Origin of the sequence: Phyllobacterium bourgognense, assembly GCF_003337575.1 — a bacterium.
Taxonomy (GTDB): domain Bacteria; phylum Pseudomonadota; class Alphaproteobacteria; order Rhizobiales; family Rhizobiaceae; genus Phyllobacterium; species Phyllobacterium bourgognense.
Genome location: NZ_QPJM01000033.1, coordinates 1 through 24,452 on the forward strand (window position 1 = coordinate 1; position 24,452 = coordinate 24,452).

The 24,452-nt window shown below is 57.2% G+C and carries 25 protein-coding genes and 2 pseudogenes; 10 read left to right on the plus strand and 17 right to left on the minus strand.

Annotated features, from left to right (window positions below; all coding sequences use genetic code 11):
- The 8 genes and pseudogenes from C7476_RS26375 to C7476_RS26410 all read right to left on the minus strand — a co-directional run.
- On the minus strand, window positions 1-205 hold a 205-nt coding region (locus C7476_RS26375; protein WP_147274746.1), incomplete at its 3' end, for a hypothetical protein.
- Between the two features lie 236 nt (window positions 206-441).
- Window positions 442-582: a DUF2905 domain-containing protein gene (locus C7476_RS26380; RefSeq protein ID WP_245426608.1), complete on the minus strand. Its 141-nt coding sequence runs from the start codon at window positions 580-582 to the stop codon at window positions 442-444.
- 158 nt (window positions 583-740) lie between these two features.
- Window positions 741-1,099, minus strand: a pseudogene (locus C7476_RS26385) (PDZ domain-containing protein); the annotation flags it as partial.
- A gap of 282 nt (window positions 1,100-1,381) precedes the next feature.
- The gene (locus tag C7476_RS26390) at window positions 1,382-2,260 is read right to left on the minus strand and encodes a glycoside hydrolase family 16 protein (protein WP_425374033.1); all 879 of its coding nucleotides are present in this window, start codon (window positions 2,258-2,260) and stop codon (window positions 1,382-1,384) included.
- Window positions 2,257-3,738 carry a lipopolysaccharide biosynthesis protein gene (locus tag C7476_RS26395; RefSeq protein WP_114432894.1) on the minus strand — a complete coding sequence of 494 codons (1,482 nt, stop codon included), beginning with the start codon at window positions 3,736-3,738 and terminating at the stop codon, window positions 2,257-2,259. The genes C7476_RS26390 and C7476_RS26395 overlap by 4 nt, the downstream gene beginning before the upstream one ends.
- A 126-nt stretch (window positions 3,739-3,864) precedes the next feature.
- Window positions 3,865-5,109, minus strand: coding sequence for a glycosyltransferase family 4 protein (locus tag C7476_RS26400; RefSeq protein ID WP_114432895.1), 1,245 nt, complete (start codon window positions 5,107-5,109; stop codon window positions 3,865-3,867).
- A complete protein-coding gene (locus tag C7476_RS26405) occupies window positions 5,106-6,503 on the minus strand; it encodes a glycosyltransferase family 4 protein (RefSeq protein WP_114432896.1) in 1,398 nt (465 codons plus the stop codon). The genes C7476_RS26400 and C7476_RS26405 overlap by 4 nt, the downstream gene beginning before the upstream one ends.
- Window positions 6,503-7,228: a Crp/Fnr family transcriptional regulator gene (locus C7476_RS26410; protein WP_114432897.1), complete on the minus strand. Its 726-nt coding sequence runs from the start codon at window positions 7,226-7,228 to the stop codon at window positions 6,503-6,505. Before C7476_RS26410 ends, C7476_RS26405 begins: the two co-directional genes overlap by 1 nt.
- A 447-nt stretch (window positions 7,229-7,675) precedes the next feature.
- Between C7476_RS26410 and C7476_RS26415 the strand changes: the two genes are divergently transcribed.
- From C7476_RS26415 to C7476_RS26435, 5 genes are all read left to right on the plus strand, one after another.
- Complete coding sequence (locus C7476_RS26415; protein ID WP_114432898.1) at window positions 7,676-8,386, plus strand: sugar transferase; 711 nt, start codon at window positions 7,676-7,678, stop codon at window positions 8,384-8,386.
- Between the two features lie 115 nt (window positions 8,387-8,501).
- The gene (locus C7476_RS26420) at window positions 8,502-10,253 is read left to right on the plus strand and encodes a GumC family protein (RefSeq protein ID WP_114432899.1); all 1,752 of its coding nucleotides are present in this window, start codon (window positions 8,502-8,504) and stop codon (window positions 10,251-10,253) included.
- The gene (locus tag C7476_RS26425; RefSeq protein ID WP_181872625.1) at window positions 10,250-11,182 is read left to right on the plus strand and encodes a glycosyltransferase family 2 protein; all 933 of its coding nucleotides are present in this window, start codon (window positions 10,250-10,252) and stop codon (window positions 11,180-11,182) included. Before C7476_RS26420 ends, C7476_RS26425 begins: the two co-directional genes overlap by 4 nt.
- A 158-nt stretch (window positions 11,183-11,340) precedes the next feature.
- Window positions 11,341-12,657 carry a polysaccharide biosynthesis/export family protein gene (locus tag C7476_RS26430; protein ID WP_245426610.1) on the plus strand — a complete coding sequence of 439 codons (1,317 nt, stop codon included), beginning with the start codon at window positions 11,341-11,343 and terminating at the stop codon, window positions 12,655-12,657.
- Between the two features lie 132 nt (window positions 12,658-12,789).
- Window positions 12,790-14,259 (plus strand): hypothetical protein, encoded by a 1,470-nt coding sequence (locus tag C7476_RS26435; RefSeq protein WP_114432901.1) that lies wholly within the window; start codon window positions 12,790-12,792, stop codon window positions 14,257-14,259.
- A gap of 134 nt (window positions 14,260-14,393) precedes the next feature.
- Here the strand turns inward: C7476_RS26435 and C7476_RS26440 are convergent, their stop codons facing one another.
- Window positions 14,394-14,699, minus strand: coding sequence for a hypothetical protein (locus C7476_RS26440; RefSeq protein ID WP_370637250.1), 306 nt, complete (start codon window positions 14,697-14,699; stop codon window positions 14,394-14,396).
- Window positions 14,700-14,914: 215 nt separating this feature from the next.
- Between C7476_RS26440 and C7476_RS26445 the strand changes: the two genes are divergently transcribed.
- Together C7476_RS26445 and C7476_RS26450 are read left to right on the plus strand one after the other, a co-directional pair.
- Entirely contained in the window at window positions 14,915-15,826 is a 912-nt protein-coding gene (locus C7476_RS26445; RefSeq protein WP_114432903.1) for a glycosyltransferase family 8 protein, read from the plus strand.
- 13 nt (window positions 15,827-15,839) lie between these two features.
- Complete coding sequence (locus C7476_RS26450) at window positions 15,840-16,955, plus strand: glycosyltransferase family 2 protein (protein WP_114432904.1); 1,116 nt, start codon at window positions 15,840-15,842, stop codon at window positions 16,953-16,955.
- 265 nt (window positions 16,956-17,220) lie between these two features.
- Here C7476_RS26450 and C7476_RS29570 read toward each other — a convergent pair whose 3' ends face one another.
- The gene (locus C7476_RS29570) at window positions 17,221-17,400 is read right to left on the minus strand and encodes a hypothetical protein (RefSeq protein WP_114432905.1); all 180 of its coding nucleotides are present in this window, start codon (window positions 17,398-17,400) and stop codon (window positions 17,221-17,223) included.
- A 226-nt stretch (window positions 17,401-17,626) separates the two neighbouring features.
- On the opposite strand from C7476_RS29570, the gene C7476_RS26460 reads away from it, so the two are divergent.
- A complete protein-coding gene (locus tag C7476_RS26460) occupies window positions 17,627-17,863 on the plus strand; it encodes a hypothetical protein (protein ID WP_114432906.1) in 237 nt (78 codons plus the stop codon).
- Between the two features lie 514 nt (window positions 17,864-18,377).
- Here C7476_RS26460 and C7476_RS26465 read toward each other — a convergent pair.
- On the minus strand, window positions 18,378-18,797 hold the full coding sequence (locus C7476_RS26465; protein WP_114432914.1) for a VOC family protein: 420 nt from the start codon (window positions 18,795-18,797) through the stop codon (window positions 18,378-18,380).
- Between the two features lie 420 nt (window positions 18,798-19,217).
- Between C7476_RS26465 and C7476_RS29260 the strand changes: the two genes are divergently transcribed.
- Complete coding sequence (locus tag C7476_RS29260; RefSeq protein WP_342633367.1) at window positions 19,218-19,376, plus strand: DUF6538 domain-containing protein; 159 nt, start codon at window positions 19,218-19,220, stop codon at window positions 19,374-19,376.
- Here the strand turns inward: C7476_RS29260 and C7476_RS26470 are convergent.
- The 6 genes and pseudogenes from C7476_RS26470 to C7476_RS26495 form a co-directional block, all read right to left on the minus strand.
- Window positions 19,363-20,283 carry an ACP S-malonyltransferase gene (locus tag C7476_RS26470; protein WP_114432907.1) on the minus strand — a complete coding sequence of 307 codons (921 nt, stop codon included), beginning with the start codon at window positions 20,281-20,283 and terminating at the stop codon, window positions 19,363-19,365. The genes C7476_RS29260 and C7476_RS26470 overlap by 14 nt on opposite strands.
- Window positions 20,277-21,128 (minus strand): triphosphoribosyl-dephospho-CoA synthase MdcB, encoded by an 852-nt coding sequence (mdcB, locus tag C7476_RS26475; RefSeq protein ID WP_114432908.1) that lies wholly within the window; start codon window positions 21,126-21,128, stop codon window positions 20,277-20,279. Before mdcB ends, C7476_RS26470 begins: the two co-directional genes overlap by 7 nt.
- Window positions 21,125-21,775 carry a malonate decarboxylase holo-[acyl-carrier-protein] synthase gene (gene mdcG / locus C7476_RS26480; protein WP_114432909.1) on the minus strand — a complete coding sequence of 217 codons (651 nt, stop codon included), beginning with the start codon at window positions 21,773-21,775 and terminating at the stop codon, window positions 21,125-21,127. The genes mdcB and mdcG overlap by 4 nt, the downstream gene beginning before the upstream one ends.
- Window positions 21,768-22,484, minus strand: a complete 717-nt coding sequence (locus C7476_RS26485) for a biotin-independent malonate decarboxylase subunit gamma (protein ID WP_114432910.1) — start codon at window positions 22,482-22,484, stop codon at window positions 21,768-21,770. Before C7476_RS26485 ends, mdcG begins: the two co-directional genes overlap by 8 nt.
- Window positions 22,471-23,361 carry a biotin-independent malonate decarboxylase subunit beta gene (locus C7476_RS26490; RefSeq protein WP_114432911.1) on the minus strand — a complete coding sequence of 297 codons (891 nt, stop codon included), beginning with the start codon at window positions 23,359-23,361 and terminating at the stop codon, window positions 22,471-22,473. Before C7476_RS26490 ends, C7476_RS26485 begins: the two co-directional genes overlap by 14 nt.
- Window positions 23,358-23,546 (minus strand): annotated as a pseudogene (locus C7476_RS26495) (malonate decarboxylase acyl carrier protein); the annotation flags it as partial. The gene C7476_RS26490 and the pseudogene C7476_RS26495, both read right to left, overlap by 4 nt.
- Before the next feature lies 1 nt (window position 23,547).
- Here C7476_RS26495 and C7476_RS26500 point away from each other — a divergent pair.
- Window positions 23,548-24,078, plus strand: coding sequence for a carbohydrate porin (locus C7476_RS26500; protein ID WP_245426611.1), 531 nt, complete (start codon window positions 23,548-23,550; stop codon window positions 24,076-24,078).
- Window positions 24,079-24,452: the final 374 nt, after the last annotated feature.

Genomic DNA, 24,452 nt, shown 5'->3' on the forward strand with positions numbered 1-24,452 from the left:
CCAGTGCGGTGTTCAATCCCCGCTCCGAAATAAACAAGCCCGCTGGCCACGCTTCTGGAACGGGCTTCTGCCTCAGGAGGTCTTCGGCCTCCGACTCCGATAGGGTGCGGTCACGCTCGAAACTTAGATGCTGAAGCGCCAGCCACCCGACACCCATGGCTGCAAACAATGCAATTGCAATAATGACGCGTGCGCCCGTTCCCATGGCATGATCCCAACGCAAGATGGCAGTGTCAAATCAATGATAACACCTATTGTATTCGGCATACGGCCGACGGCAACAATAGGGTATCGCTTCCTTCGATGACTTGCTGTCCCGACGTTCTCTGACGTGGCGGCGTTTGGTCACAATGTCGTCCTTGTTGCGGTCATGTGGCGCGTTGGAGCAAAAAATCCGTTGGGCCGGACACTGTCACGGCATGGCAACGCGCCCGTAGCCTTCTAACGATTGATCAGCCAGAGGATCAGCGACAACACAATGCTGGCCAACAAGCCCGTGGTAATTGGGACGTACATGGTAAAATTCTCGCGCTCGATAAGAATATCGCCCGGCAGTCTTCCAAAGCAACGCGCGCGAGCCACGGCCAGACAACATCGACCGCAACGATAACAAGACCGACAATGATCAAGGTTCGGGACATCCTATCCGCACGCTATGTGTCGTAAATTTCATTGGCATCTCTGCCAAACCACATCGCCGGACGTTGCTTCATAGTGAACTGTGGGGAGGAGTTTCTGCCTCACTGCAAGGGCGGCTTTCTCAGAAAGCTGTTGCGGTCGGCTGACTTCACGCGCAACCATGCCTCGCGGCCGTTGCAAAGGATCCGCATGGGGATCTCTACGCCAGCGGGACCGCTTGTCCACACCTTCCGGTAAAAATCACCGAGCCCATCAATCTCCTCGCCTCGGATCTCCGAGATAACGTCGCCCTGACGCAGGCCCGCTTGAGCCGCCGGACCTCCTTGCGCGACGCCCATCACCACGACCTTTCCGCTGCTCTCGGGGGAGAACGCCCCGAGCCAGGGCCGCGGCGGCTTGTTGACTCGCGCTTTAGTAGGTCGTCCAGGATCGGCGGCAATAGATTGATGGGTACGATCATTAAGGTGCGCACGGCGACAATTGACCGCAAAATCGTATCGATACTCATGATTTCAACCTTGGCAAGAACCGGCAAAGGCTGCGATGGCGAGCCGAGCGGGAAGCTTATCGTCCTCTATAGGTGTGAAGACGAACGGCCAAGCACAAGACCTGGAACATAGACATGTCTCAGCGCAGCGCTCGCGGTTTATTCATGCACCCTGCTCTGCGGTCTGGCATCTATCCCCGCCATAAAGATCTGGCACAACAACCGGAGCCTTGTCGTGCTAGAAAACCGTTTGGTTCAGTCAGCGGAACCGACAGGTTTTCGTTGGTAGACGTGGATATAGTCGACCAGTAGAAAGGATGGATTCGGCGTTTCATCGATCGGCCAACCAGATCCGAGCGCAAGGTTCACTAACGGATAAAACGAGGTATGGAACTCTTTTGGCGTCTCGAAACTCCATATGGATTTGCGATCGAGATAAATGGTCGTCTTATCCGGTGAAATTTCTACGCCGTAAGTATGATATTCATTGCTCAACGTCCCGTCCTTGACAGTTGTCCAATGGCCGCCTGTGGTATTCTCACCGCCCTGACTCTGACGCCAGATATGAAAACCGCTGCTGAATTCATACGGCACGCGACCGTAATATTCCATTACGTCTATCTCTGCGGTGTATTTCGACCGGTCGATCCCGATGAGCCAAAAGGCCGGCCAGACTCCTTTGCCCGGCGGCAGCTTCATCCGGGCCTCGAAGTAGCCGAATTGCTGCGAGAACCCCTGCCCTTTTGCGTTCGTCGACGCCAAAAGGCCTGAGCGCCAGTTTCCATCGGATCCTTTACGCGCCTCGATCCGTAATATCCCCTCGTCGACGGTGAAGGGAAATCCGTCGGCAGGGTCGGTGAAACGGGCGTCACCAAAATCTCCATTCCAAGGCGTGTGAGCGATCCAGCGCGAGCCGTTCTCTCCCCAGGCCGAGACATCCAGCTTATCGAAGTTCTCCTCGAAGGTCATTTGGAACGCATCAATATTGATCTGCTCTTGGGCCGCGGAGGGCTGCTCCAGGAATCCTAATGAACCAAGGGCGATGAGAAAAACGACTCTCTTAGCAAATCTGCAATACATTCTGCTTCTCCGGAAATGCCAAAACAACCGTCGATTAGTCTGAATTTCGATCACGAGGTGAGAGCCCCGCTTCTTCGTGGCGAGATTTTCTGAACGACGACGGTCTCGAGGCCATCGGGCCTTCCAACGATTTGCCACAACAACAGCGCGGAGACCCAGAAGATCGTGGCCGCAGCCCCGCCGCAGAAGATCAAACCTATGATGAGATTCAGGCCAAGAGGCATCGCACTGAGCACTGGCTGCACGCACAGCAGAAAACCGATCATGGGCAAACTCGCAGCAAGCGGCCTGAAAAAGGCATTAAGCTGAGCACCGAATGTCGCGCCGATCAGGTGGCGCGTGATGACAAGCGATGCGGCATAGGCGACAAGAACTCCCACAATACGCGCGGCGAGTGCCCCTGCCAGTCCGAAATAGGCGATGCCCAGGATCGTTACCGGCACCCTTATGGCGAACTCGATGAACATTCTAAGTGCGACATAGCGGGTATTGTCCATGATCATAGCCAGCGCGGGCATGATGGTTGTGGGAAGACCGATCAGGCTGACGAGACACAGCCATTGGAGAATCGGAATGGCGAACGCCCATTTCTCGCCGACAATAATGCGCACGACCGGGTCGGCAAGCAAAGCGAGGACCAGAAGGACCGGAGCTGCGACCAGGGTGATTGCGTTTGTCGCTTTCAGATACGCGGTTACCAGCTTTCGATGATCGTCGACATTGGAGAAGGCAGCCATCAATGGGCGCATCAGCGGCCCTACAAAGGTCTGATGCGGAATGCCGGCCAGATTATCCGCCACGCTGAAGGCGCCGAATGTCGACAGGCTTGTAAAGCGCGGAAGGAGCAGCCGATCCAGTTGCCAGTTGATGGAATTCAGGATCTGCGCAAGCGTGTTCCAACCAATCATGTCCTGAAAATGCTTCCACTCTGAAAGGGTCAGAGTGGGGCGCATCGGAGCGAAGACATATGAGGTGATCGCCGCCGCGAATGGGCCCGCGACCGCCCCTATCGCCAGTCCCCAGTAGCTGCCAGTCACTAGCGTCACCCCGACACCGAACAGGAGCGTCGAGCCCTTGGCAATGATGTCGAGCGCAAACTCGCGTCTGAAATCAAAATGTTGCATGAAAAGAACCATGCGCGGACTGATCAGGCTGCGCATAGCAGGTGCGAGGGAGAGAACGGCGACAAGTGAGACGAGTCGAGGATCATTATAGATAAGCGCCATCGGCCAGGCGACGATCACCATCAAGAGACTGATGGCCACCCCTCTGAGAACACTCAGCGTGAACGCCGTGGCGAACATCCGGTCTGAAGGAGATCGCTGACGTACCAGGGCTTGGGTCAGTGGCAGGTCCAGGATCGCCTCGACGATTACCAGGACCGAAGTCGCGATGGCAACAAGGCCAAAATCCGCCGGGCTCAGAAGCCTTGCCAAAACCAGAAGACTTACGAAATCAAGCACTCGTGCGAGGAATTTTCCGCCAATGGTCCAAATGCTCGCCGTCGCCGTCCTTTGCGATACGCTTGACACGGCTCTAATCCTCGTCGACGGGTTGAGACGAATTAAATCGGGCAGGAAAAGGATGACGGCTGCACCATCGCCGTTTGGCAGTGAGGCGTGTTAATCTGCGCAATACATCGATGTCCGCCCGGCCCGTCAATGCGACCGTCCTTGGAAAGAGCTGGCAGACGCGTCAGTACGCCTGGTCAACTGTTCCTCAATGAGGGCGGTCAGTCGATCGCGGAAGACGGTGGAGGAGAACTTCAGGGCATGGTCGCGGATCGCCTTGGGATCGAAATCGTCCTCGATCTCCTCGAACGATACGATCGCATCCAAAAGTGATTCCTTGGATTGTACTGCGAAGCGGAGCCCGACATGGGATGAAGAAACAGTCTCGCGGGCCCCGCCAGCGTCGAAAGCCAGAACTGGCCGCCCCGATGCCATAGCTTCCACCGGCAGAATGCCGAAATCCTCGGTGCCGGGAAAAAGCAGAGCGCGGCATCGCGACAGATGATCACGCAAAACGGGGAAGGGCTGGTGGCCGAGGAATTGAACGGTGGGTCCGGCAATCGACTTGAGATATGCCGCCTGCTCTCCCTCTCCAATCACTATCAGTTTCCGGCCGCTCTCGGTGCAGGCGCGAACGGCAATATCTGGCCGCTTGTAGGCCGTCAGCTGCCCCGCATAGAGGTAAAACTCGCCCTTTCCCCTCCCCACTGCAAAATCATCAGTCGCAACGGGCGGATGAATGACGGCGGAATCCCGATCGTAGAAGCGTTGGATGCGGTTTGCGACGTAGCTGGAATTCGCCACAAAGACATCGACCCGCGAAGCGGTTGTCACGTCCCAGGCACGTAGCATCGGTGCCGTGATCGACATCAATGCCCGGCCCAGCCACGGAAGACCCAGCCGATACACGTGAAACTGATCCCAGATGTAACGCATCGGCGAATGACAGTAGCAGATATGGAGGGCGTCCGCCCGCGTAATGACCCCTTTGGCAGGTCCGGATTCACTTGACAGCACAAGATCGTACTCCTGCAGATCGAACTGCTCGAGCGCGAACGGCATCAGCGGCAGCATCTTCGTGTAATGCCGCTTCGCACCGGGAATCTTCTGCAAAAAAGACGTGCGGATATTGTGCGTCTTGAGAAAATCGCTGATACGATCCGGATTGCAGACTAGGGTGAAGATATCGGCCTGCGGAAACATGCGGCAAAGCTCTTCGACGACTTTTTCGCCGCCACGCATCGATACAAGCCAATAGTGCACGATGGCGACGCGAAGGTGCTTGGTATCGCTTCGGCTGCTAGTCTCAATGGCGCGGCGTTTCGTCATAACTGGCGCTTCAGCCAGAAATGCTACGGCTTCCGGAAGAGAGGTTGTTGCTTCGAGGGTCAACTGAGTGCTCCTTGTTTCATCACCGCGTCCGACGGCCCGGGCATTACGTTTGTCGAAATCAAGCTGTGGTATTGTGCAAGAAGGGCGTCACGCCATTCTTCATGTGTTGAGGCGAAGTTTGGCGACAACTGGAAGGCACGTTCGCTCATCCGGCGAACATCGTGCTTCGGCATCTTGCGAAATGTCGTCAATGTATCGGCAAAGGCGCGCTCGTTCGTCGTATCGCAGGAAAGCGCGATGCCGGCGCTTTCCATCTCCTCAGCAAGAAAGGCGCCTCGAGACATGATGACGGGGACGCCGCTCCCGGCAGCTTCAATAGCGACAAGACCGAACGGCTCGGGATAGCGCGAGGGCATAAGTAGCGCGCTTGCCTGACGAATGGTCTTGCCCATCTCCGCCTGCGACTGCCAACCGACTGTCCGCACGTGATCTCCGGACATCGCCACCCGTTCCATCAGCGGCCCGTCCCCGATCACGCAAAGTTTTGCGCCCGCTCTGCGAGTGGCAGCCACGGCGTCTTCCACGCCTTTTTCTTCGTCCAATCGTCCGATGAAGACGAATTCGTCGTTGGCTTCGGCCTCAACGCGTTCGGTAGACAGCGGTGCGATGGGATTGCGGATCGTCGTCAGGCGTTCGGCCGGATAGCCCGCACGAAGGAAAAAGCTCGCCATCTTTTCGTGCAGCAGGACTATTTTACCGAAATCGGCCTGATTGCGCAGAAGCCGAACGAGATTGGAGCCGCGGGCAACCCGCCACAATTTGTGCGAATAGTTTCTCTTGTCGCAGGCGGTGGCGATGCAGCTCACCCCGAGCGGACGCCGAAGACAAATCTCTTGCGCCTGATAATCAAAGAAGGCGCCGTTGGGACACGCGGTGAAGAAATCGTGCGCGTGAACCACACATCGCCTCGCGACGGACACTAGCGCCTTGAATATCGCCGGAGACAGGATCTTGGACCAGCCATGGACGTGATAGGTTGTGTTCGGTGTGTCGTTTGCACGGATCCAGGTCGCGATCATCCGAACGGCAAGGACATTGTGAATGCCTGAGACAAAGGCCTTCGCGCGCTCGGCGTTGACCAGATCGCGGCTGTTGAGCGGCACGATGGAAACTCCAAGGGCAGCAAGTTCTGTGTTGGCGCCGTCGTCCCCGCAAATATAGGTCACCGCGATGTCGAGGCCACGAAACAGTTTAGCCGACAGTACGGCGAGAGCTGTCGCGCCGCCTCTAGCCGTCGAATAATCATCGATGATTACCACGCGATCAATTGTTGAGCTATACAGCACGGCATTTCTAGGCCACTTCCCATATCTCCCGGGACTTAGTGATCGTACGGTCGACCCGGCCGATCCAAGTTGGTCAGAACAATCCGGGTTGGGAACGAAAGTCGGCATCATTTCACCAATGCCGCGCCATCGGCATAGGCCTCAAGTGCTTTGCGGTTAAGAATGCGAATCTTGCCTTGAGATCCGTCGACTATCTTGCGTTCCCGCCAGCGTCGCAGACACTGATTGACCTTTTCGCGGGAAGCGGGAAGAGTTGCGGCCAAGTCGTATTGCGAAATGATCAGCTCGTCCTGGTTATCCGGAGTATCTTTCCCATAGACGGTGGAGAGCCGCAAAAGCGTGCTGGCCAGCCTGGATTGCAAGCACGACCCTGCGTTTGAAATGATCCGCAGCTCGAGCTCCGCAACACGAGCCAATGCCCTGTAAACAACCTTCTCCTGGAAACGAGGATCGCTGGCATATCGTTCGCGCAGCAAGCGGCCTTCGAAAAAATGCAGTTCGCAATCGGAACTGGCTCGATATTCGAGGTTCAACATCTGCCTGCGAAGGACCTCGAGATCGCCGATGAGCCCCGCTTTGGGAATAATTTCAACGATGAATTCCCTGCCGTCGGGCAGCATCGTGCTCGCGCTGACGAAGCCTCGCTGAACGCGAGCAAACATATCAACGAGGACACCGGCTCCGGCGATGATCTCGCCGCGCTGGAAGCTTCGAGCGTTCGAATGGCAGAAGGAGAATTCATCATCCGGTACACTACGGTTGCTTAACTGGATGCCCTCTGGAACCGCTGCGATACCGAGTTTGCAATCTTGTGTGTGTGTAGCCCCGTCCATGCGCATAACTCCCAAATTCTGGATGGTTATAGTTGATGCTGCACTGCATCATTTATAATGGCTCAGTTTGAGTGTCAAGTAACATTGCATGTCGAGCAAGGTACACAACAATATAAAACTTAAATATATTACCCAAGACGACCTAATTTATTGCAGATTGCCTAACAATTGTGTAGTAATGTGCTCATATATGAACCATTCGCGACAAAAACCCTGCAACTCTTAGCTAAATCTCGCGAATTTATACGTGTAAAGTAACTCTCGATAGACTTTTTTACTTATACTGTTAGTCACTTAGATTTAGTTATCGGAGCTTTTCGTCGCAGGATTCCCCTGCGTCGTCTTTCTACCATAAAGAATTTGTTCACGATTATGACCTCGGTCACAGACAATCCGGTTGCAGTGCACCAAAGTTTCATTGGTAACCGGAAATGTAGGAGACGACCGATGACATGGAATGCACAGGGCATTGAAGTTGGCGAATCCTGGTCGGGCGTCCAGGAGCCTGCGCAAGGCAGTGATCTGCGCGTTGCTCGACCTCATGCGATCGGCAGATGGTCAAAGCGAACGGTCGACCTTTTGATAGCGATCACCGCTTTGCTGCTCCTCGCTCCGCTTTTCCTGATAGTCGCAATAATCGTGAAGGTTGGTGACAAAGGCCCGGTTTTTTATTCCCATACCCGGATCGGCTTTGGTGGCGCTGCCTTTGGATGTCTCAAGTTTCGCACGATGAAGACGGATGCAAGTGCCCAGCTTGCGCACTTGCTGCAAACCGATCGGGCTGCAAGAACTGAATGGGAAGCAACGCGCAAACTGAAGAACGATCCCCGAATCACGGTCGTCGGCGAGTTTCTCCGAAAATCGAGTATCGACGAGCTTCCGCAACTGCTGAACGTCGTGCGCGGCGATATGAGTCTGGTGGGACCACGGCCGATCACGCTCGAGGAGCTGCCCCGCTACGGTGAGCATATCTCGGCCTACATGGAGGGTCGGCCCGGACTGACCGGTCACTGGCAAACCAGTGGGCGCAACGACGTCAGCTACCAGCATCGGGTATCTCTCGACGTTCACTATCTCGACAATTGGTCGCTTGGTCGGGATTTTCTCATCATGGCGAAGACCATTCCGGTCCTGTTTTTAAGGCGCGGTTCCTACTAGACGGATTCGGGAGCGTTGCCGTCCTTGTCCAGAAATCGAAAGACATCCTCTACATGTTTAACCTGCGACTAGCCCTTGGCTATACTGTGATCGTGCCATTTTGGATTGAGACTAAATGACCTCCAGTCGCATCTTTAGCGGTGTTTCCTCACTACCCCTGCCCGCCCCAACCGCGGGTGGGAGTTCACCGCTGACGATGCGGGACATGCTGTTTTTTCTAAGGATGCGCTGGGCGTGGATCATCGTTACGACCAGTGCCTTCCTCGGCGTGGCCGCGGCCTATGTCCTCACCGCCCAGCCGACATTCGTTGCCAGCACCCAACTTTTGGTCTTTCCCCAAGTGAACGGTTCTGACGCGCAACGGGCCGTCGAGGCGGATGCATTCCTTGAGGCACAGCTGGAAATTGCCAAATCCAGCGATGTGCTCGGTCAAACGGCGAAGGCGCTTGACCTTGCCAGTGATCCTGCATTTGCCGACAAGGCGCCTTCGCTACAGGACACTGCAAAAGGTTGGCTGACGGGAAATTTGCAAAAGGATGCGGAAGCAGACGATCCGACAGCTGCGGCGCAGCTAGCATCGCTGGCCAAAGAGACGCAGCGGTCCGATCGGGTTACCGCCAGGTTGCGAAACATGGTAGCACTGCGCCGAATTGGACGCTCGACGATCATCGAGGTGTCGGCCGATGCATCCAGCCCCAAGAAAGCGGTCGAAATTGCCGATACGGTCGCCGAGGAATACATCCGGAAAAACATCCTGATGAAGGCCGAAGCCGCGCGGCAATACAGCACGTGGCTGGAAAAATTTGTTATCGAGCAACAGCGCGGACTAACCGAAGCTGCGAATGCTTTGGCCACGTTCAAAAGTAATCCGCGCGATCAGTTCAAACTCGCGGAATTGCAAAGTGCGGCGGATGCGCGCCGCACTTTATACGAGAATACTCTTAATCAGTTTACTGAGGCCAAGCAGCGTATATCCTTCCCTGTTTCCGATGCCACGATTGTCTCGCAAGCCACGTTGCCGCTTTCCAAGGCAAGGCCGCGCAGCGGGCTCATCGTTGCCTTCGCTACAGCGGTAGGAGCGGGCGCCGGCCTGATGCTGGCCATGATTCGGCACGCCGGTGACCGCCGGATCGTCCGCGGCCAACGACTCGCGGAGGCGGCTGAACTGCCCTTCGTTACATTATTGGCGAGATCGGAAAAGACTCGCCATGGCTACTCTGGATACTCCCTGGCTGCCGAAGCCCGCAGCGGCAGCGCGGCCACTTATCCGATCATACCTGGTATGGCGGAATTGGGTGCAACGATCGCAGGACTTCGGCGGAGGCGAAAGGTCGTCATCGGGATCGTTGCTGTTAATCCGGGGAGCGGAGCGTCGACTATAGCTTGCGAGCTTGCGGTCCAGTCAGCCGAGTCGGGATCTCGCACACTCCTGATCGATGCGGCGGCGGAAAAATCTTCCCTCAGCGGTTCGATCGCGCCGCATTGCTCGGCAGGACTTGTCGACGTTCTCGATAATGCCGATCTGATCCAGACGGCTGCATTGCCCCTCACCCCGACCTTGAAATTTCTTCCCCTCGGCAAGATGCGCGGGACAACGCCGGCCGTTCGCCTGAGCTCCGGTCGCACGCAATTGAACTTCAACGATCTGAAGAAGGAATTTGACGTCATATTCGTTGACATTTCTGCCGTCTCCACATCCCCGGATGCGAATGCGATAGCGCCAGAGCTGGACGGAGTCCTGGTGATCACATGGCATGGACGCACCTCGATCGACGATGCCGTGAAAGTCATCGACGGTATGCGAAATGTCGGCGCGGAGGTTCTCGGCGCGATCATCAACAAAGCGCCGCCGGGAATGCAATCATGACCCGGCAACTAAGTATGTCCGTGGGCATCGCTTCAGCAGGTCGCCCCGCAACGTTGCTGGCGACGATCGACTACCTTGCTGGCCTGCGAAACCGCCCAGAGCGGATCATCGTCTGCGTACCAGACATCGACGATGCAGCCGGGCTCGATAATCGCCTCGACGTGGAGCTTATTATCGGCTCCAGCGGGTTAACCTGCCAACGCAACAGGATCCTCCGGGCGGCCGTCCCCGATACGGATATTCTGATCTTTCTGGACGACGACTTCATTCCGGCCCCGAACTTCATATCACGTATGCAAGCAGTCTTCGCTCACGAACCGGACGTGACCATCGCAACGGGCGAGGTCCTGGCCGATGGCATCCTTGGGGGTGGCCTTACCATGTCCGCGGCCCTGGAAATCATCGAGACGGCTGGCGAGCGGGCTGAGTTGGTGACGGATGTCTATAACGCCTACGGGTGCAACATGGTGGTCCGCCTGTCGGCCGTTGTCGAGCACGACCTTAGCTTTGATGAGCAGCTCCCGCTCTATGGCTGGCTCGAGGATGTCGATTTCAGCAGATCCATCGCTCGTTACGGCAGATCGGTGCGCGTTGCGGGCGCCCGCGGTGTTCATCTGGGTGTCAAATCCGCGCGTCAGCCCGGTCGAAGGCTCGGCTATTCGCAGATAGCTAATCCTGCCCACCTGATCAGGAAGGGCACGATGTCGAAGGCGCGCGCGATCGCACAAATTGGCCGCAACATACTGGCGAACGCTCGCGGCGCGCTCCTCGGCGACCGTTTCGTCGATCGGCGGGGACGTTTGGGCGGTAATATGCTGGCCTTGGCAGATCTACTCATGGGTCGTGCCTCTCCCTCGCGCATCCTCGAATTCGGCATTTCTTCTAGTCGCGAGATATCTTCACCATCCATCGCAACGAAGCGGAGGTAGCAGACGTCATGCAACGCATGTCTTTGCCAGTGCTCAACAGGCGGTCAAGTTCCCCTACAGGACACGTCGGTAGACCGCTGCGTCCGTCATACTCGAAAATTCGGATTTCGTCCGGGCGCCTCCTGTTTGCCGGCCTTTTCTTGCTTGTCTTTTCGTGCATGACCAACTGGAGCGCGGCCAATGCCGACTCATATACGCTCGTGGCGGAAGACAAGATAAAATTACGCGTTGTCGAGTGGCGATCGTCCGATACCCGATACGCCAGTTGGGAGGCGCTTGAGGGAACATATGCCGTCGACGATATGGGCAATCTATCGATCCCGATCGCGGGTCAGATAAAGGCGAATGGGAAGACAACAGAGCAACTCGCCGACGCCATCGCGAGCGCACTAACCGAGAAGGCCGAGTTGCCCGGAAAACCCTTTATTGCCCTCGAGATCGCCGAGCACGCGCCAATCTTCGTGACAGGAACCGTGCAGACCCCGGGGCGCTATCCTTTTGTGACGAACATGACTGTAATGAAGGCGGTGAGCATCGCCGGCGGCTTTTTGCGGGCGAGAGAGGGGAATGCCGTCTTCGAGCGCGATCGGATTCAGGCTGCCGGGGCCTATCGCACCGCCATCCTCAGCCGGCGTGATCTTCTGATGCGGCAGGCCCGTTTGCGCGCCGAGATCGCCGGCGAACCCAGCTTCGCCATTCCTGGCGAACTCGTGGGAACGCCGGATGTCGAGAAACTGAAGACGGAGGAGTCCAACCTGATGCGGCTGCGACGCGTCGAGTCCGACAGCCAGATCGCGGCGGCGAATGATCTCAGCCGTCTGTACAGTCAGGAAATCCAGTCACTCGAAGCCAAGATCATCTCTCAAAAACGACAGATCGCCCTTGCGCAGGAGGAACTGGATGCTGTCAACGGCCTCGCGAGCAAAGGTCTGTCGAACAACGCACGCCAATTTTCACTCGATCGCGCATTGGCGGATGCCCAAGGCAGCATGCTTGATCTGGAAATTGCCCTGACCAAGGCCCGTCAGGCGCTGAGCGACAGTGAGCGCGAAAAGACAGGGATCATCAACAAGCAGAACGCAGAAAACCAACAGCTGCTGAATACGGTTGATCTTGATATCAGCAAGGCGGCAATCGACATCCACGTAGCGCAGCTGCTGGGCGAGCAGGCGGGGTATAGTGCTCAAGTCGCCCGGATTGGGACGGAGACGACGAGCCTCGGAAGTACACAGAAAACCTTCAAGATCGTGCGTCGCAGCGATGATGGAACCTATCATACGATCGAAGCGGATGAGACGACCACCCTGCTGCCGCACGACCTCGTCGAGATCGGTGTCGACGCGGACGCTCAAGCGTCCTCTCTGCTTCCACCGCAGGCATCGGCTGCCTTACTTCCCGAGGTCGCGGCAAGCGGTCCGTCGGATTCCCGCTTCGATGTCTCAAGCAAGATCGAAAGTGGAGGCATCCGTGATTGAGGAAGATGCCATCGGGGCCGGTGGCCCGGCCTGCCCTCGTTCCGGCAGCTCCGGGAAAGACGGCTGGAAACGCCACCGGCGTGCTTTGCAAATGCAGGCCATGCAATCACTGTCCAGATCGGAAGCTGAAGCATGACGATAGAACCGATCGGCTACTTCGTCCTCCTGCTTGGCGCACTTAGTGTGGTCTACGGAGCACGCTTTGCAATCGGGACACTTTGTTTGTCGACGCTCTTTGGAGCCGCGGCAGCGCTCCAGCTGCCTTCGCTTGGTGGTGGAAGCATCCAACCCAGCCATCTTCTGGTGCTTTTCTTTGCCACGACCGCCTTGCTGCGCCCCATCGAAACACAGGCAGCCTTGGCCAGCATCGCGTATCCGGGGCCCGGCTTCTGGTTCGCTGTCTATATCCTGTTTTCCGCCGTATCGGCTTTCTTTCTGCCCCGCATCTTTGCCGGTGCAACCCTGGTCTACTCGTCCGCTCGCGACGCGTCGGGGACGATGTCGACTGTGGCCTCTCCGCTGGCTCCAGGTTCGTCCAATTTCACACAGGCTGTCTATCTGCTCGGCGACCTTGCCTGCTTTGCCGTCATCAGCGGGCTCACCCGGCTCGGGCACGCTCGTCTCATCGCGCGAAGTTTGATCGTGACGGCCATGGCGTGCCTCGGCCTGGCGCTGCTCGATATCGGAGCGTTCATGACTGACCAGGCCGAGTTACTCGATTTCATACGCAATGCCAACTATACGATGCACACGGCCGAGACGATCAGCGGTTTCAAACGCATCGTCGGTTCCTTTCCCGAAGCAAGCTCCTACGGATCGGCCGCATTGGTCTTCTTTTCTTTCACGCTCCTGCTTTGGCTGGAGCGTTTTCCAAGCCGCCTGACCGGTCTGGCAACGGTATCTGTTGGCGCGACAATCATACTGTGCACGTCGACAACTGCCTACATTGCCGGTCTGCTTGTTCTCGGCCTCGTCGTACTTCTAAGCCTGAAACGCCTCCCCAGTGGCCGGGCCACGGCCCCCTATGCTGCTTTCCTGGTCGTCACACTGTTCATGGTTCCCTGCGTGATCGTCGCACTCATGCTGATACCGGACGCGTGGAATTCGGTGACGGACCTCACGAGCATTACCTTCGCAGACAAGCTCCAGTCTCAATCGGGCGAAGAACGCACCGCCTGGAACACTCTGGCGCTCGTCTCATTCGTTGAGACCGCCACTTTCGGCGCTGGGCTCGGCACAGTCCGGGCTTCCAGTTTTATTGCCGCATTGCTGTCGAATGTTGGATTGTGCGGCACCGTGCTTTTCGCCATCTTCCTGTACAGCCTCTTGACAGCGGCCAGTCGCCACAAATCAAGTGATCGAGAGGACCGGGCAATCGGAATTGCCGCCGTGATGGCGTCAATCGCCCAGATCGCCTCGGCGACGATCTCCGGGAGCAGTACTGACCTCGGCTTGCTGTTCAGTATTACCGCAGGGCTGGCCACCGGTTGCCTTGCCGGCTCCCACGTCTCACCACGACGCGCGGCTCCGTCGCCTGTGAGCCCATATCCCCAGGCGGCATCGGCATCTTCGATGAGAACGCCGATGGTTTCAGCGCCATGATACGCCACTTGCGATCCCGACCAATCATAGCCGCATCCGGGCGGACCCGAAGGTTTTCTACGCGTCGCGCCTTGAAGATCGTTGATGACAAGTGGTTGGCGCACGAAAGCAGTTCGGCAAGCCGCTGCGGAAAGTCAGCTCCCGCGGTGCTCGTCTGCCGCATGCGCCGGATCAGCGGCGGAACCATTTTTTGGAAGTTTGCGAGTGCGACGCCAAAGTCCCGACAAAAAGACGCCCACCAGGTAACTGACCTCCATGAGCGCAAGGATAGCAACGCTGGAGAGCGCTGCGGCAATCAGGGAAGAGCCCTGGGTGAAGGTTACGACCCCCAAGCCAGTTGCCACGAAAAACGCAAAGATTGCGAATGCCCAGACACGGATGGCGGTCCCGGCCGTGATCGAAATCACCATCACGACGATTGCGCCGCTCAGCATTGTCATCCTCCCTCCCGTTGCATCACGACCAGGTCCCAACTGCCGGTCTTTGCGATTTGGCACCGCAGACTGACGATATTGGAACGCCCGCCGCGGTTAAAATTTCAACAATTAAACGCTCAAAAATCGTCGTCAACCAGCCCTTTGTTTCAAACCGACGGCGCTCAGTTACGCATTTGGCAACAAAATACCCGGCGAAGACCAATCAGAGGGGCGGTGATATGAACAATCAATGCGTCGTTTACGTTACGGATGTCGAGTATGCGTTTCCCACTATTCTTTCGGCCCTCCAGGCTCGCAAATTCGCCAGCGCAGCGACCGACGTCTGCGTCCTCATGTCGGAACACCTTGATAATTTTGCAGAGTTGAAAGGTCTGCTCGCGATGAGCGGGGTCGAACTGATCGATGCGACCGCAGCATTGAAGGACTCGCTCGGCAAACTCGACGGCTCGCATTTCCAGGGACGCATCAGCGTCAGCACGATGGCCAAGCTTGTCCTTTGCCAGGTCCTGCCCGCTGAGTACACCCAGATTATTTACCTCGATGGGGACACGCAGGTCGTTAGCAATCTGGCTGAACTCGAAAACGCCGTCGCCCCTGAGGGAAAGTTTTTTGCAGCGCGTGATTACACATCGATCCATAAGCTCCTCTACAGCGGAAGAGACAGCCACTATTTCAACGCGGGTGTTCTGAAGTTTCACCGTAACGGCTGGATCGGGCAGGAGGCGTTAGAGCTTTTTGTGAAGAATCCGGAGGCCTGCGAGGGCAAACATGATCAAGGTGCTCTGAACTATGTCTGCGGATCTTCACTCATCCTCGTATCAAACCGCTGGAACTTTCCGAAGCAGTTTCTTCATCTCGTGAACATGTCCTCCTTGTCTATCGTCCACTACATGGCGCATCCAAAGCCTTGGCATGGAACCTTCTTTCCATGGAGCGATGCAGAAAGCCAAGTTTACGTCGACTTGCGCAAATCGCACCCGGTATACGACGCGCTATACCGCGGAATAACGTTCGACCGTAAAATGTTATACAAGTATCGTTCAATTCGGGAACGTATCAAACACGCGTTGCAGGAGGACAAGCCCAACCTGCAAGTCCAGGGTCTGCTCGTCGGCGACTATGTCGTGTGATGGTCGAAAGAGCATGATTAACAGTGCTTCCCTTGCCAGCATTTCACACTACGCAAAGGCCCGCCTGCGGCGGTCTCTGAAAGCCAGGCAGGTCAAGTGCGACCTGCTGCGCAGCGGGCTCAAGCACGCGCGCCATGTTGTCATATGCGTCATCCGCGACGAAGGGCATCGGCTGGCCTTCTTTCTGCAGTATTATCGCGATCTTGGATTTGAGCATTTTCTTTGCATCGATAACGGGTCGACCGATGGGACGGTAGAACAGCTGTCCAGCTTCGACGACGTGTCCGTCCTTTCGGCCAACGGGTCCTACAAGGCAGCAAGGTTTGGAAACGACTGGATCAACGAAGTCATCAACCGGTATTGCCAGGAAAAATGGGTCCTTTACGTCGATGCCGATGAATTTCTGGTTTACCCGCATTGCGACACAAGGCCGATCAGCCAGTTGACTGCTTACATGGATTCCGTGGGCGGTCGTTCTCTGCGATCGGTCATGGTCGATATGTACAGCCGTAATCCAATTGTTGAAAACGTATGCGAGCCCGGAAGAAACCCCCTGGGTGTTTGTAACCTCTTCGACCGTTCGGGTTACGAGTCACATTTCGACAAACGCAATCAGACGATATGGATCAAGGGTGGGGTCCGTGGGCGGGTCTATTTCCCAGGCCGTATCTGGGACGGTCCTGCGCTCAACAAGATACCCCTCGTTTACGTGGCGGGAGAGTGCCTGTTTCTCAAGTCATCGCACCAGGTTTGGCCGTTGTCCTTGAATTTGGGCGACATGCGTGGAGCACTCAGCGTATCGGGTGCCCTCTTGCATTTCAAGTTTCTATCGACCTTTGTTCATAAGGTTTCGGATGTGGCAAACCGATCGGAGCACACCGAAGAATACGCCGTGTATTCCTCAGGCGAGGACATGCGCCATTTCTTGTATGAGGACACGGGTGTTTACAAAAACTGGAAAGATTTATCGGATCACGGTCTTATACAAGGGGAAGGTTGGAAATACTGGAAGAATGCTTCAACTGTGAAGTCTAGTGGATTGATCGAGACTAAAGAGTTCGATCCAGGTGTTGGCACTTCACGCAAAAAAGTTCCGGTCACTTGTGCAATCCAATCCCGCCGAGGCTGACACAATTGGCGTCGAACTGGCGAGGCTGGATCGCGCGATGGACTTCGATATCGCTGTGATTTTTGCAACTGGACATGCTGACATCCTATGAGCTTCGCAGTTGCATCCGCCGTCATCTTGGTCGAATGTTATGGACAAGGTGATTTTGTCAGTGCCTTCGGGGAAAATGTGCGAGTACTGTTCCAACGACCGCCACATCTTGGAAATCCGCCACCAGATCCGGGTGAACCAGGTGATTGATTGTGCTGACCAAGCCATTCACACGCTACTTGCGCTGGGGTGAAATGTTCGTCGCACACACAACAAAGAAGCCACGTCTGCCGAGCTGCTTAAGAATGGATTTTTTGTTCGACCGTGACGTGTTGCTCACGAAACGCATAGGAAGACCGGCCTCGTTCAAGCGCGCAATAGCATCCATTGCACCCGGGATAGCGTTTGCCATCATCAAGGACGCCAGCAATATCCAGAAGCCCACCGCTAACTATCGAAGCAGAATGGACACGGGCAACGAAACTGGCCTGCCCGAAACTGTCCTGACTTTTACAGTATCCCGCAGTTACTGAGAAACAATCTTGTGAAAATCCATGCCGGCTTCTTAGAGGGGAAGTGACCGCGGTAATAACCGCGCTTCTTGTGTTTTGGTAGAATCACAAATGTTCAGGAGATTCGAAATGCTCGAGACTACGCCTACTCTAGTACTCACGATCGAAGCACATGGCCGACTTGTTTATGGTCCGATCAAGACAACGACTGACGCTCTGGCCGAGAAGCTTCGAACTATCGGCAAGTTCAGCGACGACGAGGTTGAACAGGTATTGCGTGAGATCGATAACCTTGGGAGCGTCGAGGTCAAGTCGGCCGAAGGGAAACATGAGACAATCACCATCTCGAAAATACTCGCTTCATGAACATGCCATCCCATGGCATTGTCATATCATCTGAGAGAGGTGAGCATGAGCAGCAATGTGAATATCCTGAGATTCAAACCGACATTTGTGTCAGGTTTCTTGGCGTAGAATCTACTATCCGCCTTTCTTGAACCAACACCATACTATAGGGGCAGGCAGTACTAACCGTTCGTTTGAAAATGCCGATAAGAACGGATTTTCGGGCAACTTCAATTGTAGCGCTAACGACTACAATCCGTTGTCGAAGTACGTTTCACAACATTCCCCACTGGTCGCCTTGAACCAAATCCGAATCGATGACGGTGCTGTTCTTCTCATCATCACTCCGCAGAACGGTTGAATTCCTCATCTCGCCTTTGGAAGCAAAGCGACACTGAATCAGCTTCATGGACGCCTCTGCTCGGCAACGGTGTAAGCGGCAGTCAGGCAACCTTGAGCGATACCGCAAATTGCGTTGGGGAAGCGCGCGCACTCCCGCGTGGACGGTTGCCTTGGTTCCCTATTACTATGTGGATCAATTCCATATGACCTCCCAGAGGTGGCCATCCGGGTCTTTGAAGTAACCCGAATAAATACCCCACGGTCGATCATGAGCTGCGTCAGTGAGCGTGGCGCCAGCTGCTTTCGCTTGGTTCAGTATTTGATCGACCTCGCCTTTGCTGCCGGCGAGGTACCCAAGACTGAACTCTGTGGAGCTTGGTGCCCCAATGGTGTGGTGCGCATCTTTGGCAAGCTCACTTCGAGGATAAAGGGCAAGGGTAAGGCCGCCTTCCAGGTGAAACATCACTACGGCCCCGGCGGCGTGCGTGTCGTCACCTTTGAAGTCGTCGGCGGTAATACCCTTTGTGGGCAAACCAAGGCCGTCGCGATAAAACGCAAGCGACCGATCCAGGTCGTCGACCCCAAGCGTGACGATACCAATCTGTGGCTTCATTACCCACCTGCGGTTCGTGATTTTATTTATATATATAGTGGAAAGTCGGGCGACAAGAGGCGTCGAATGCAGCTCGGTTTCGATTGTCATTCACGTCTGGCGCAATTGATACTCCGGATCGACCGGAACGGACCTGAAGATCTACAAACGGGCCGGTACAGGGATGGCCGCTTTAGCCATATAGCTCTCGATTGCGGACAGTCGGGTAACGCCCCAAGCCGCTTTTGATTAAACCGGTAGACTGCAATCCGCTTCTACTTGATTTTAAAGGATAAATAAGTGGGGAATCTGGAAAAGTAAGTAATCCAACTTTCACTAAGCCGGGAAAAACAACCTATTACAAACGAATAGCTTATTTTCTATGACTGTTCCGGATTTTCCGGAATAGTGCTACCGATGGGGCGGATTTGACAAGGGTACATATACGAACGACGTCGCGCTACCTACTACGCGAGACTGGATGTCCCGCTCGACCTAGTAGATCATTATGGCACGAGGACGCGCAAAAAGTCTCTGCGCACCACCAGTCCCTTGCTTGTGGCGTGGTATGAAAGACTCTCGTGGCTCATCCGGATGTGAGCCAGTTACGGATTCCTGCTATGGTATGGAAGGCGTCGGCGGCGTAGCATTGGACTTTGGGAAGCTCTGCACGCGCCATCTCGGCAAGCGCATGTCCGGGCCCGAGATCGAGGGCGCGGTCGACGCCCAATTCGGAAAGAACTTCAAGGGTAGTGGCCCAATCGATCGGGGTTGCGACTTGGGCAGCCAGCTTGGCCGCTGCCGTCGCTGCCTCAACGACGCGTTCGCCGTCGCCGCCGGCCAGCAGCAGGCGACCGGTTACCGGCCCAGCCGATGTCTCGGCTGCCAGCGCCGCGCGTAGAGGGGCAACTGCAGTCGCCAGATGACTCGTGTGCGAGGCGATTTTCACGGCGAGAAGATCGGCGCGCACCGCGCCAGCCGCCAAAGCCGCGGCGCAGACCGCGATGACATCGGGTTCGTGGCCGCCTATTACGAATAGATCGCCGGGATTGGTGATCGCGATCACGCAATGATGACATTCGGTCAAGCGTTCGATCGCCGGCCGCCGCAGCCCGCGGACATAACCCAGCCGTCCGCCGACGCCTCCTGCGACGTCCATCGCACGAGCGCGTTCGTCAGTCAGCCTCAAGGCAGTCGCGGCCGTCCAGATTCCCGCGATGCTCCAGGCGGCCATCTCGCCGACACTATAGCCGGTGACCGCGAGCTGCTCCGGCAGAGCATCTTGAATGCAGGCATGCAGCGTAAGCGCCGCCGTCACAGAAAGGATCTGGCTGGTGCGGTTGGTGGTCAGTAGATCACTTGTGGCGCTCTGCACCAGACGGCGCGGGTCTTCGCCGAGGAGGCGCGCCGCCTCCCCGAAGATCGTCGCCGCTTCCGGCCGATCGGCAACGTGGTTGAACATATCTGCGGAAAGCAAGCCTTGCCCGCCGCAAAGCAGAGCTAGCATGATGCCTCCAGACGATCGACAAAAAGCGCCATGGCCAACAGATCTGCGCACCCGCCAGGGCTAAGATTGCGGGCGGTGAAAGCTCTGTGAATAGCAGTGGCCCGCGCTTGCCAGTCCGTTCGAGCCACACCGCCTTCCGCAAGGAAGGTCGATGCCTGCGCCTGTGCGAATGCGAGCCCGGCCGCTCCACCCCGATGCAGGAGATTGGTGTCTTCGACTGAAGCGATCAGAGCCATGCAGGCATGGACGCGCGCTGCCTCGTCGCCACGAGCAAACCCACGGCCGGCTCGAAGTGCCGGCAGGGCGATCTTGTAGACCGACGGTAGGCCCCGTGCAGCCTCGGCGCGAGCGCCACCAGCACCATAGTATCGTGCCGCATTGGCGCCATGGCTGTGCAAAGAAACCGGGCCCGTCAGGATAGCCTCTCCCCATCGGTCGGCGATGAGCGCACCGAGAGAGCGGCGTACACCGTAAACATGGCGAAAGCCCGCGGCGGCGGCAAGAAGCCCCAAGCCGAAAATTGCGCCGCGATGGGTGTTCACGCCGCCGGTCGCAGCGAGCATTGCACGTTCGGCGGCGATGCCGATGGCCCGCAGCCGATCCATGGCGGCGCTTGCGGCGCCCGCCGCCGCGAGGTCGGCAAAAAAGGGGGCGAGTGCTTCCGCGCTGCGGATCAGTAGCACGGCGTCCATGTCACAATGCGCGCCATTGTCGATGTGACTGACCAGGCCCGGCTTTGGATGGGTTTCGACTTCCAGCCTCAGACAGAGCGCTGCGAGGTCGCCGACATCTTCACTCCTGAAATGCGACGCGGGCGTATAGGCGAGCGAAGTCGTAGCGATCATCGCATGCCTCCCGCGAGAATATCGGCTCGGCAGACAACCCGCACGTCTCGCAGACCTTTGACAATGATGCAGCTACCAGCGCCTGCACCTCGCAGTTCTCGCCACTGCACGGCTCCCGCGGCGTTATGAACCTCGCCGTCGATGCGCATCGGCGCGATCTCGTCAATGGCCGTGATGCCTTTAAGCAGGGTGTCGACATCGCCACCGGGCGGCAAATACCACAGTAGATCGAGGTCCGAACCAACGGAAAGATAGGGCAACGCCGTAAGGTGCTGCCAGGCCAGACTGCCGAAGACCCGGGTAGTTGGATCGAGGCGGATCAATTGGTCGATGCATCCGCGCCAGCGGGCGGGTGCCGATACGGCAGCGGCAACCAGCAGAGGCGGCGGATCTGCGCGCAGGATACCGTCCGGATCGAGCGTCACCGCGATACGATGTTTGCCCTGTGCGGGTGGCAGGGGTAGGCCGAGGCACACGGTTCGCGGATCGTCGCTGCATAGCGGCCGTCTGACGACAAGCGGATAGCCGGCATTGGCCCATTCCGCCACGAAAGGCTTATTCGCGAGGTCGGCGCGCCGCGCCATCAATGCGGCCCAAGCGCGCGGCCAGGGTTTTACCATGGTGTGGCGCGGCAAAATCTCAGGCATGGGATGCCTCCTTTTCAACGCGCTCCGCAATGGAGGCTGCCTTTGGGCGCCCGCCTCGGCCTTCGCCCAAGCGATCGCGTGCGTCCCCGCCGGTCTGCTCGGCCAGAAGTGCGAGAAACTGTTCGGCAAGCGATTGATCGGGATTCCATACGCTGTGGATGGCTCCGGTCTGCGCCAGGTTTTCCAGACCTGGCGCGAATACCGGTGTCTTCTCGGCCTTCGCCTTCAGCACCTCGATCGGCAGTTTGGTGACCCGCGCCATAGACGGCAGATCCATCACGGCCGGGTGGGCGCCCGGGAGCGCTACAAGTGTTCCGGTAGCCAGTGCGGTGGCAATGAAGGCGCCGGCAGCGCTACCGCCGTACAGCAGGCCGATGGTCCTATGACCTCGCACCTCCGCCAGCAGCAGCGTCTTGGCCAGATGCGCCAGGCATTCGCTGAGGCCTAGCAGTTCGTCGCGCCGGCTCATCTGTTGACTGGAGGAATCGATCAGCACGAGAATGGGCGCAGCGCTCCCTTTGCGCGTAATCTCCAACACATGGCCGGCAAGGATGAGCGCACCTTCGCAGCCGAGCGGGCTTTGACCGGCGATGCCGATGACATGAACCTTGATTGCGTTGATGATGCCGCTACCTGCGATCAGATTGTCCGTGACAGCCACCTCATGGCCGCCCGGGAACAGCGAAGCGAGGATATCAGCGAGCTCCATTGGCCGTCTCCGTAATGCGTCGCAGAAATTCGTCGGTTGCAAGACCTGGTATTTCGGTCGGCTCGCTGACGCCAAGGTCTGTCCAGATATCAACGGCATCATGCGCCTTGCCGAAACGGTGGAGGCGGCGTTCGAGACGTTGCTGCTCGGCCTCCAGCACGTCGGCATCAAGCCGGCCGTTCCCGGCAAGCACAATGAGCGCAGCTTCGCGGAAGGCCAGGACATCGTCATCGGCGAAGGCATCGGCACCGCCGATCAGATAGCGGTGCTTACCGCCCATTGTCCGCCAGACGAGGGCGCGGTCGCGCGAGTCGAATTCTTCTACCCCCTTGTTTGTCTCGATCACTTCCGGACCGCTGACGCTGATGCGACCTTGTTCCGAAACGATCAAGGCAGAGCAGCAACCGGCGACCAGACTGCCACCGCCATAGCATCCTGCGCGGCCGCCGATCAGGCCGACGACCTGCACGCCAGCCATCCGCGCCTCGACGAGTGCGCGCATGATTTCGGCGATAGCGATCTCACCCGCATTGGCCTCCTGCAGCCTGACACCGCCGGTGTCGAACAGGATCAGCACAGGTTCTCCGAGCGATGGGGCGGCTCGGAGAAGGCCGGTGAGCTTTGCGCCATGGACTTCGCCGAAAGCGCCGCCCATGAAGCGTCCCTCCTGAGCCGCTACCAATATGCGGCGACCTTCGAGAGTACCGTGACCGACGATGATGCCATCGTCGAATTGTTCCGGCAGATCGAAGATCGCCAGATGCGGGCTGATCTCACGCTGCTCGGGGCCGATGAATTCTGCGAAGCTGCCGGGATCGAGCAGCGCTGCGACCCGCTGGCGGGCGCCCGCTTCATACCAACTGTTTTCGAATGTCATGCTTCAAGCTCCTCGATCAGACGGACACCTTGAGCGAGACGCAGGGAGACCATATCCGGCCGCGCCCCGCCGTCATTGATGGAGATGTGCAGGCCGCCTGCCGGCCGCCGCGTCACAAAGTCCTCGATTACCGCTTCCCACACGGCTGCAAAACCGCGCGCTGCCGTGGCGATATCGATTATGCAGATGTTCTCCACCGCCTCGAATGGCGTTTCGCTAGCCAACCCCTTGGCGAGCGTTTGCCCGAGGCGACTGTCTGGAGATTACGCGATCTATGCCATTGCCGACCAAACGCTCTGGCAGGCGCCCGGTAGCAGCGACAACGATCTCAACGGATTTGTCCGCGTTGCGATCGCACCCGAGCAAGATCGTAACAGCATCACCTGGTATGTCGATATGGGTATGACTTACAAGGGGCTTTTGCCGGGACGTGACAACGACACCGCAGGGATCGGCTTCGCTTACGCGAAATTGAGCAACAGCGTGTCGAATCTAGCGAAAGCGGACATTGCGCTCAGCGGCATGTCGCAGCCCATTCCAGACTACGAGGCCGTGGTCGAAGTCACATACCAAGCGCAAGTTACGCAGTGGCTGGCAGTGCAGCCCTTCTTCCAATATATCATTCATCCGGGCGGCAATGCGGCCGATCCGAACAATCCCGCCTCGGCGATTGGGAATGCTGCCGTTTTCGGGCTGCGAACTGCCGTCACTTTCTAAAAACTCCGATCTGGGCGGTATTTCAGTCAGTTCCATCTGCCCCGGCGAAAAGGTGCACAGTGAGTCCCCAGCTGAACGATAAATCAACTTTTTGAGCGCGGCGCTTGGCACAGTTAGGAAAACTCAACCGCAACCCATCAGTTGCACCAACGCAGTCTGTAATCCTTGACTCACAAGCGCCTCAGTCGAGGATGTCACATCGACTCCGGCCGGCCAAATGGCTGGAATGAAACGACACATACTCAAAAGACAGAAAGACACTGACTGCCGCGAGCCTTGGCTGGAAGCTCAATGAGTGCCGACGTAGAGCCGAACAGTTCCACACGCATGCCGACCGAGCGGAAAAGATTGCCTAGCGCTTCTCTCAGGTGCGC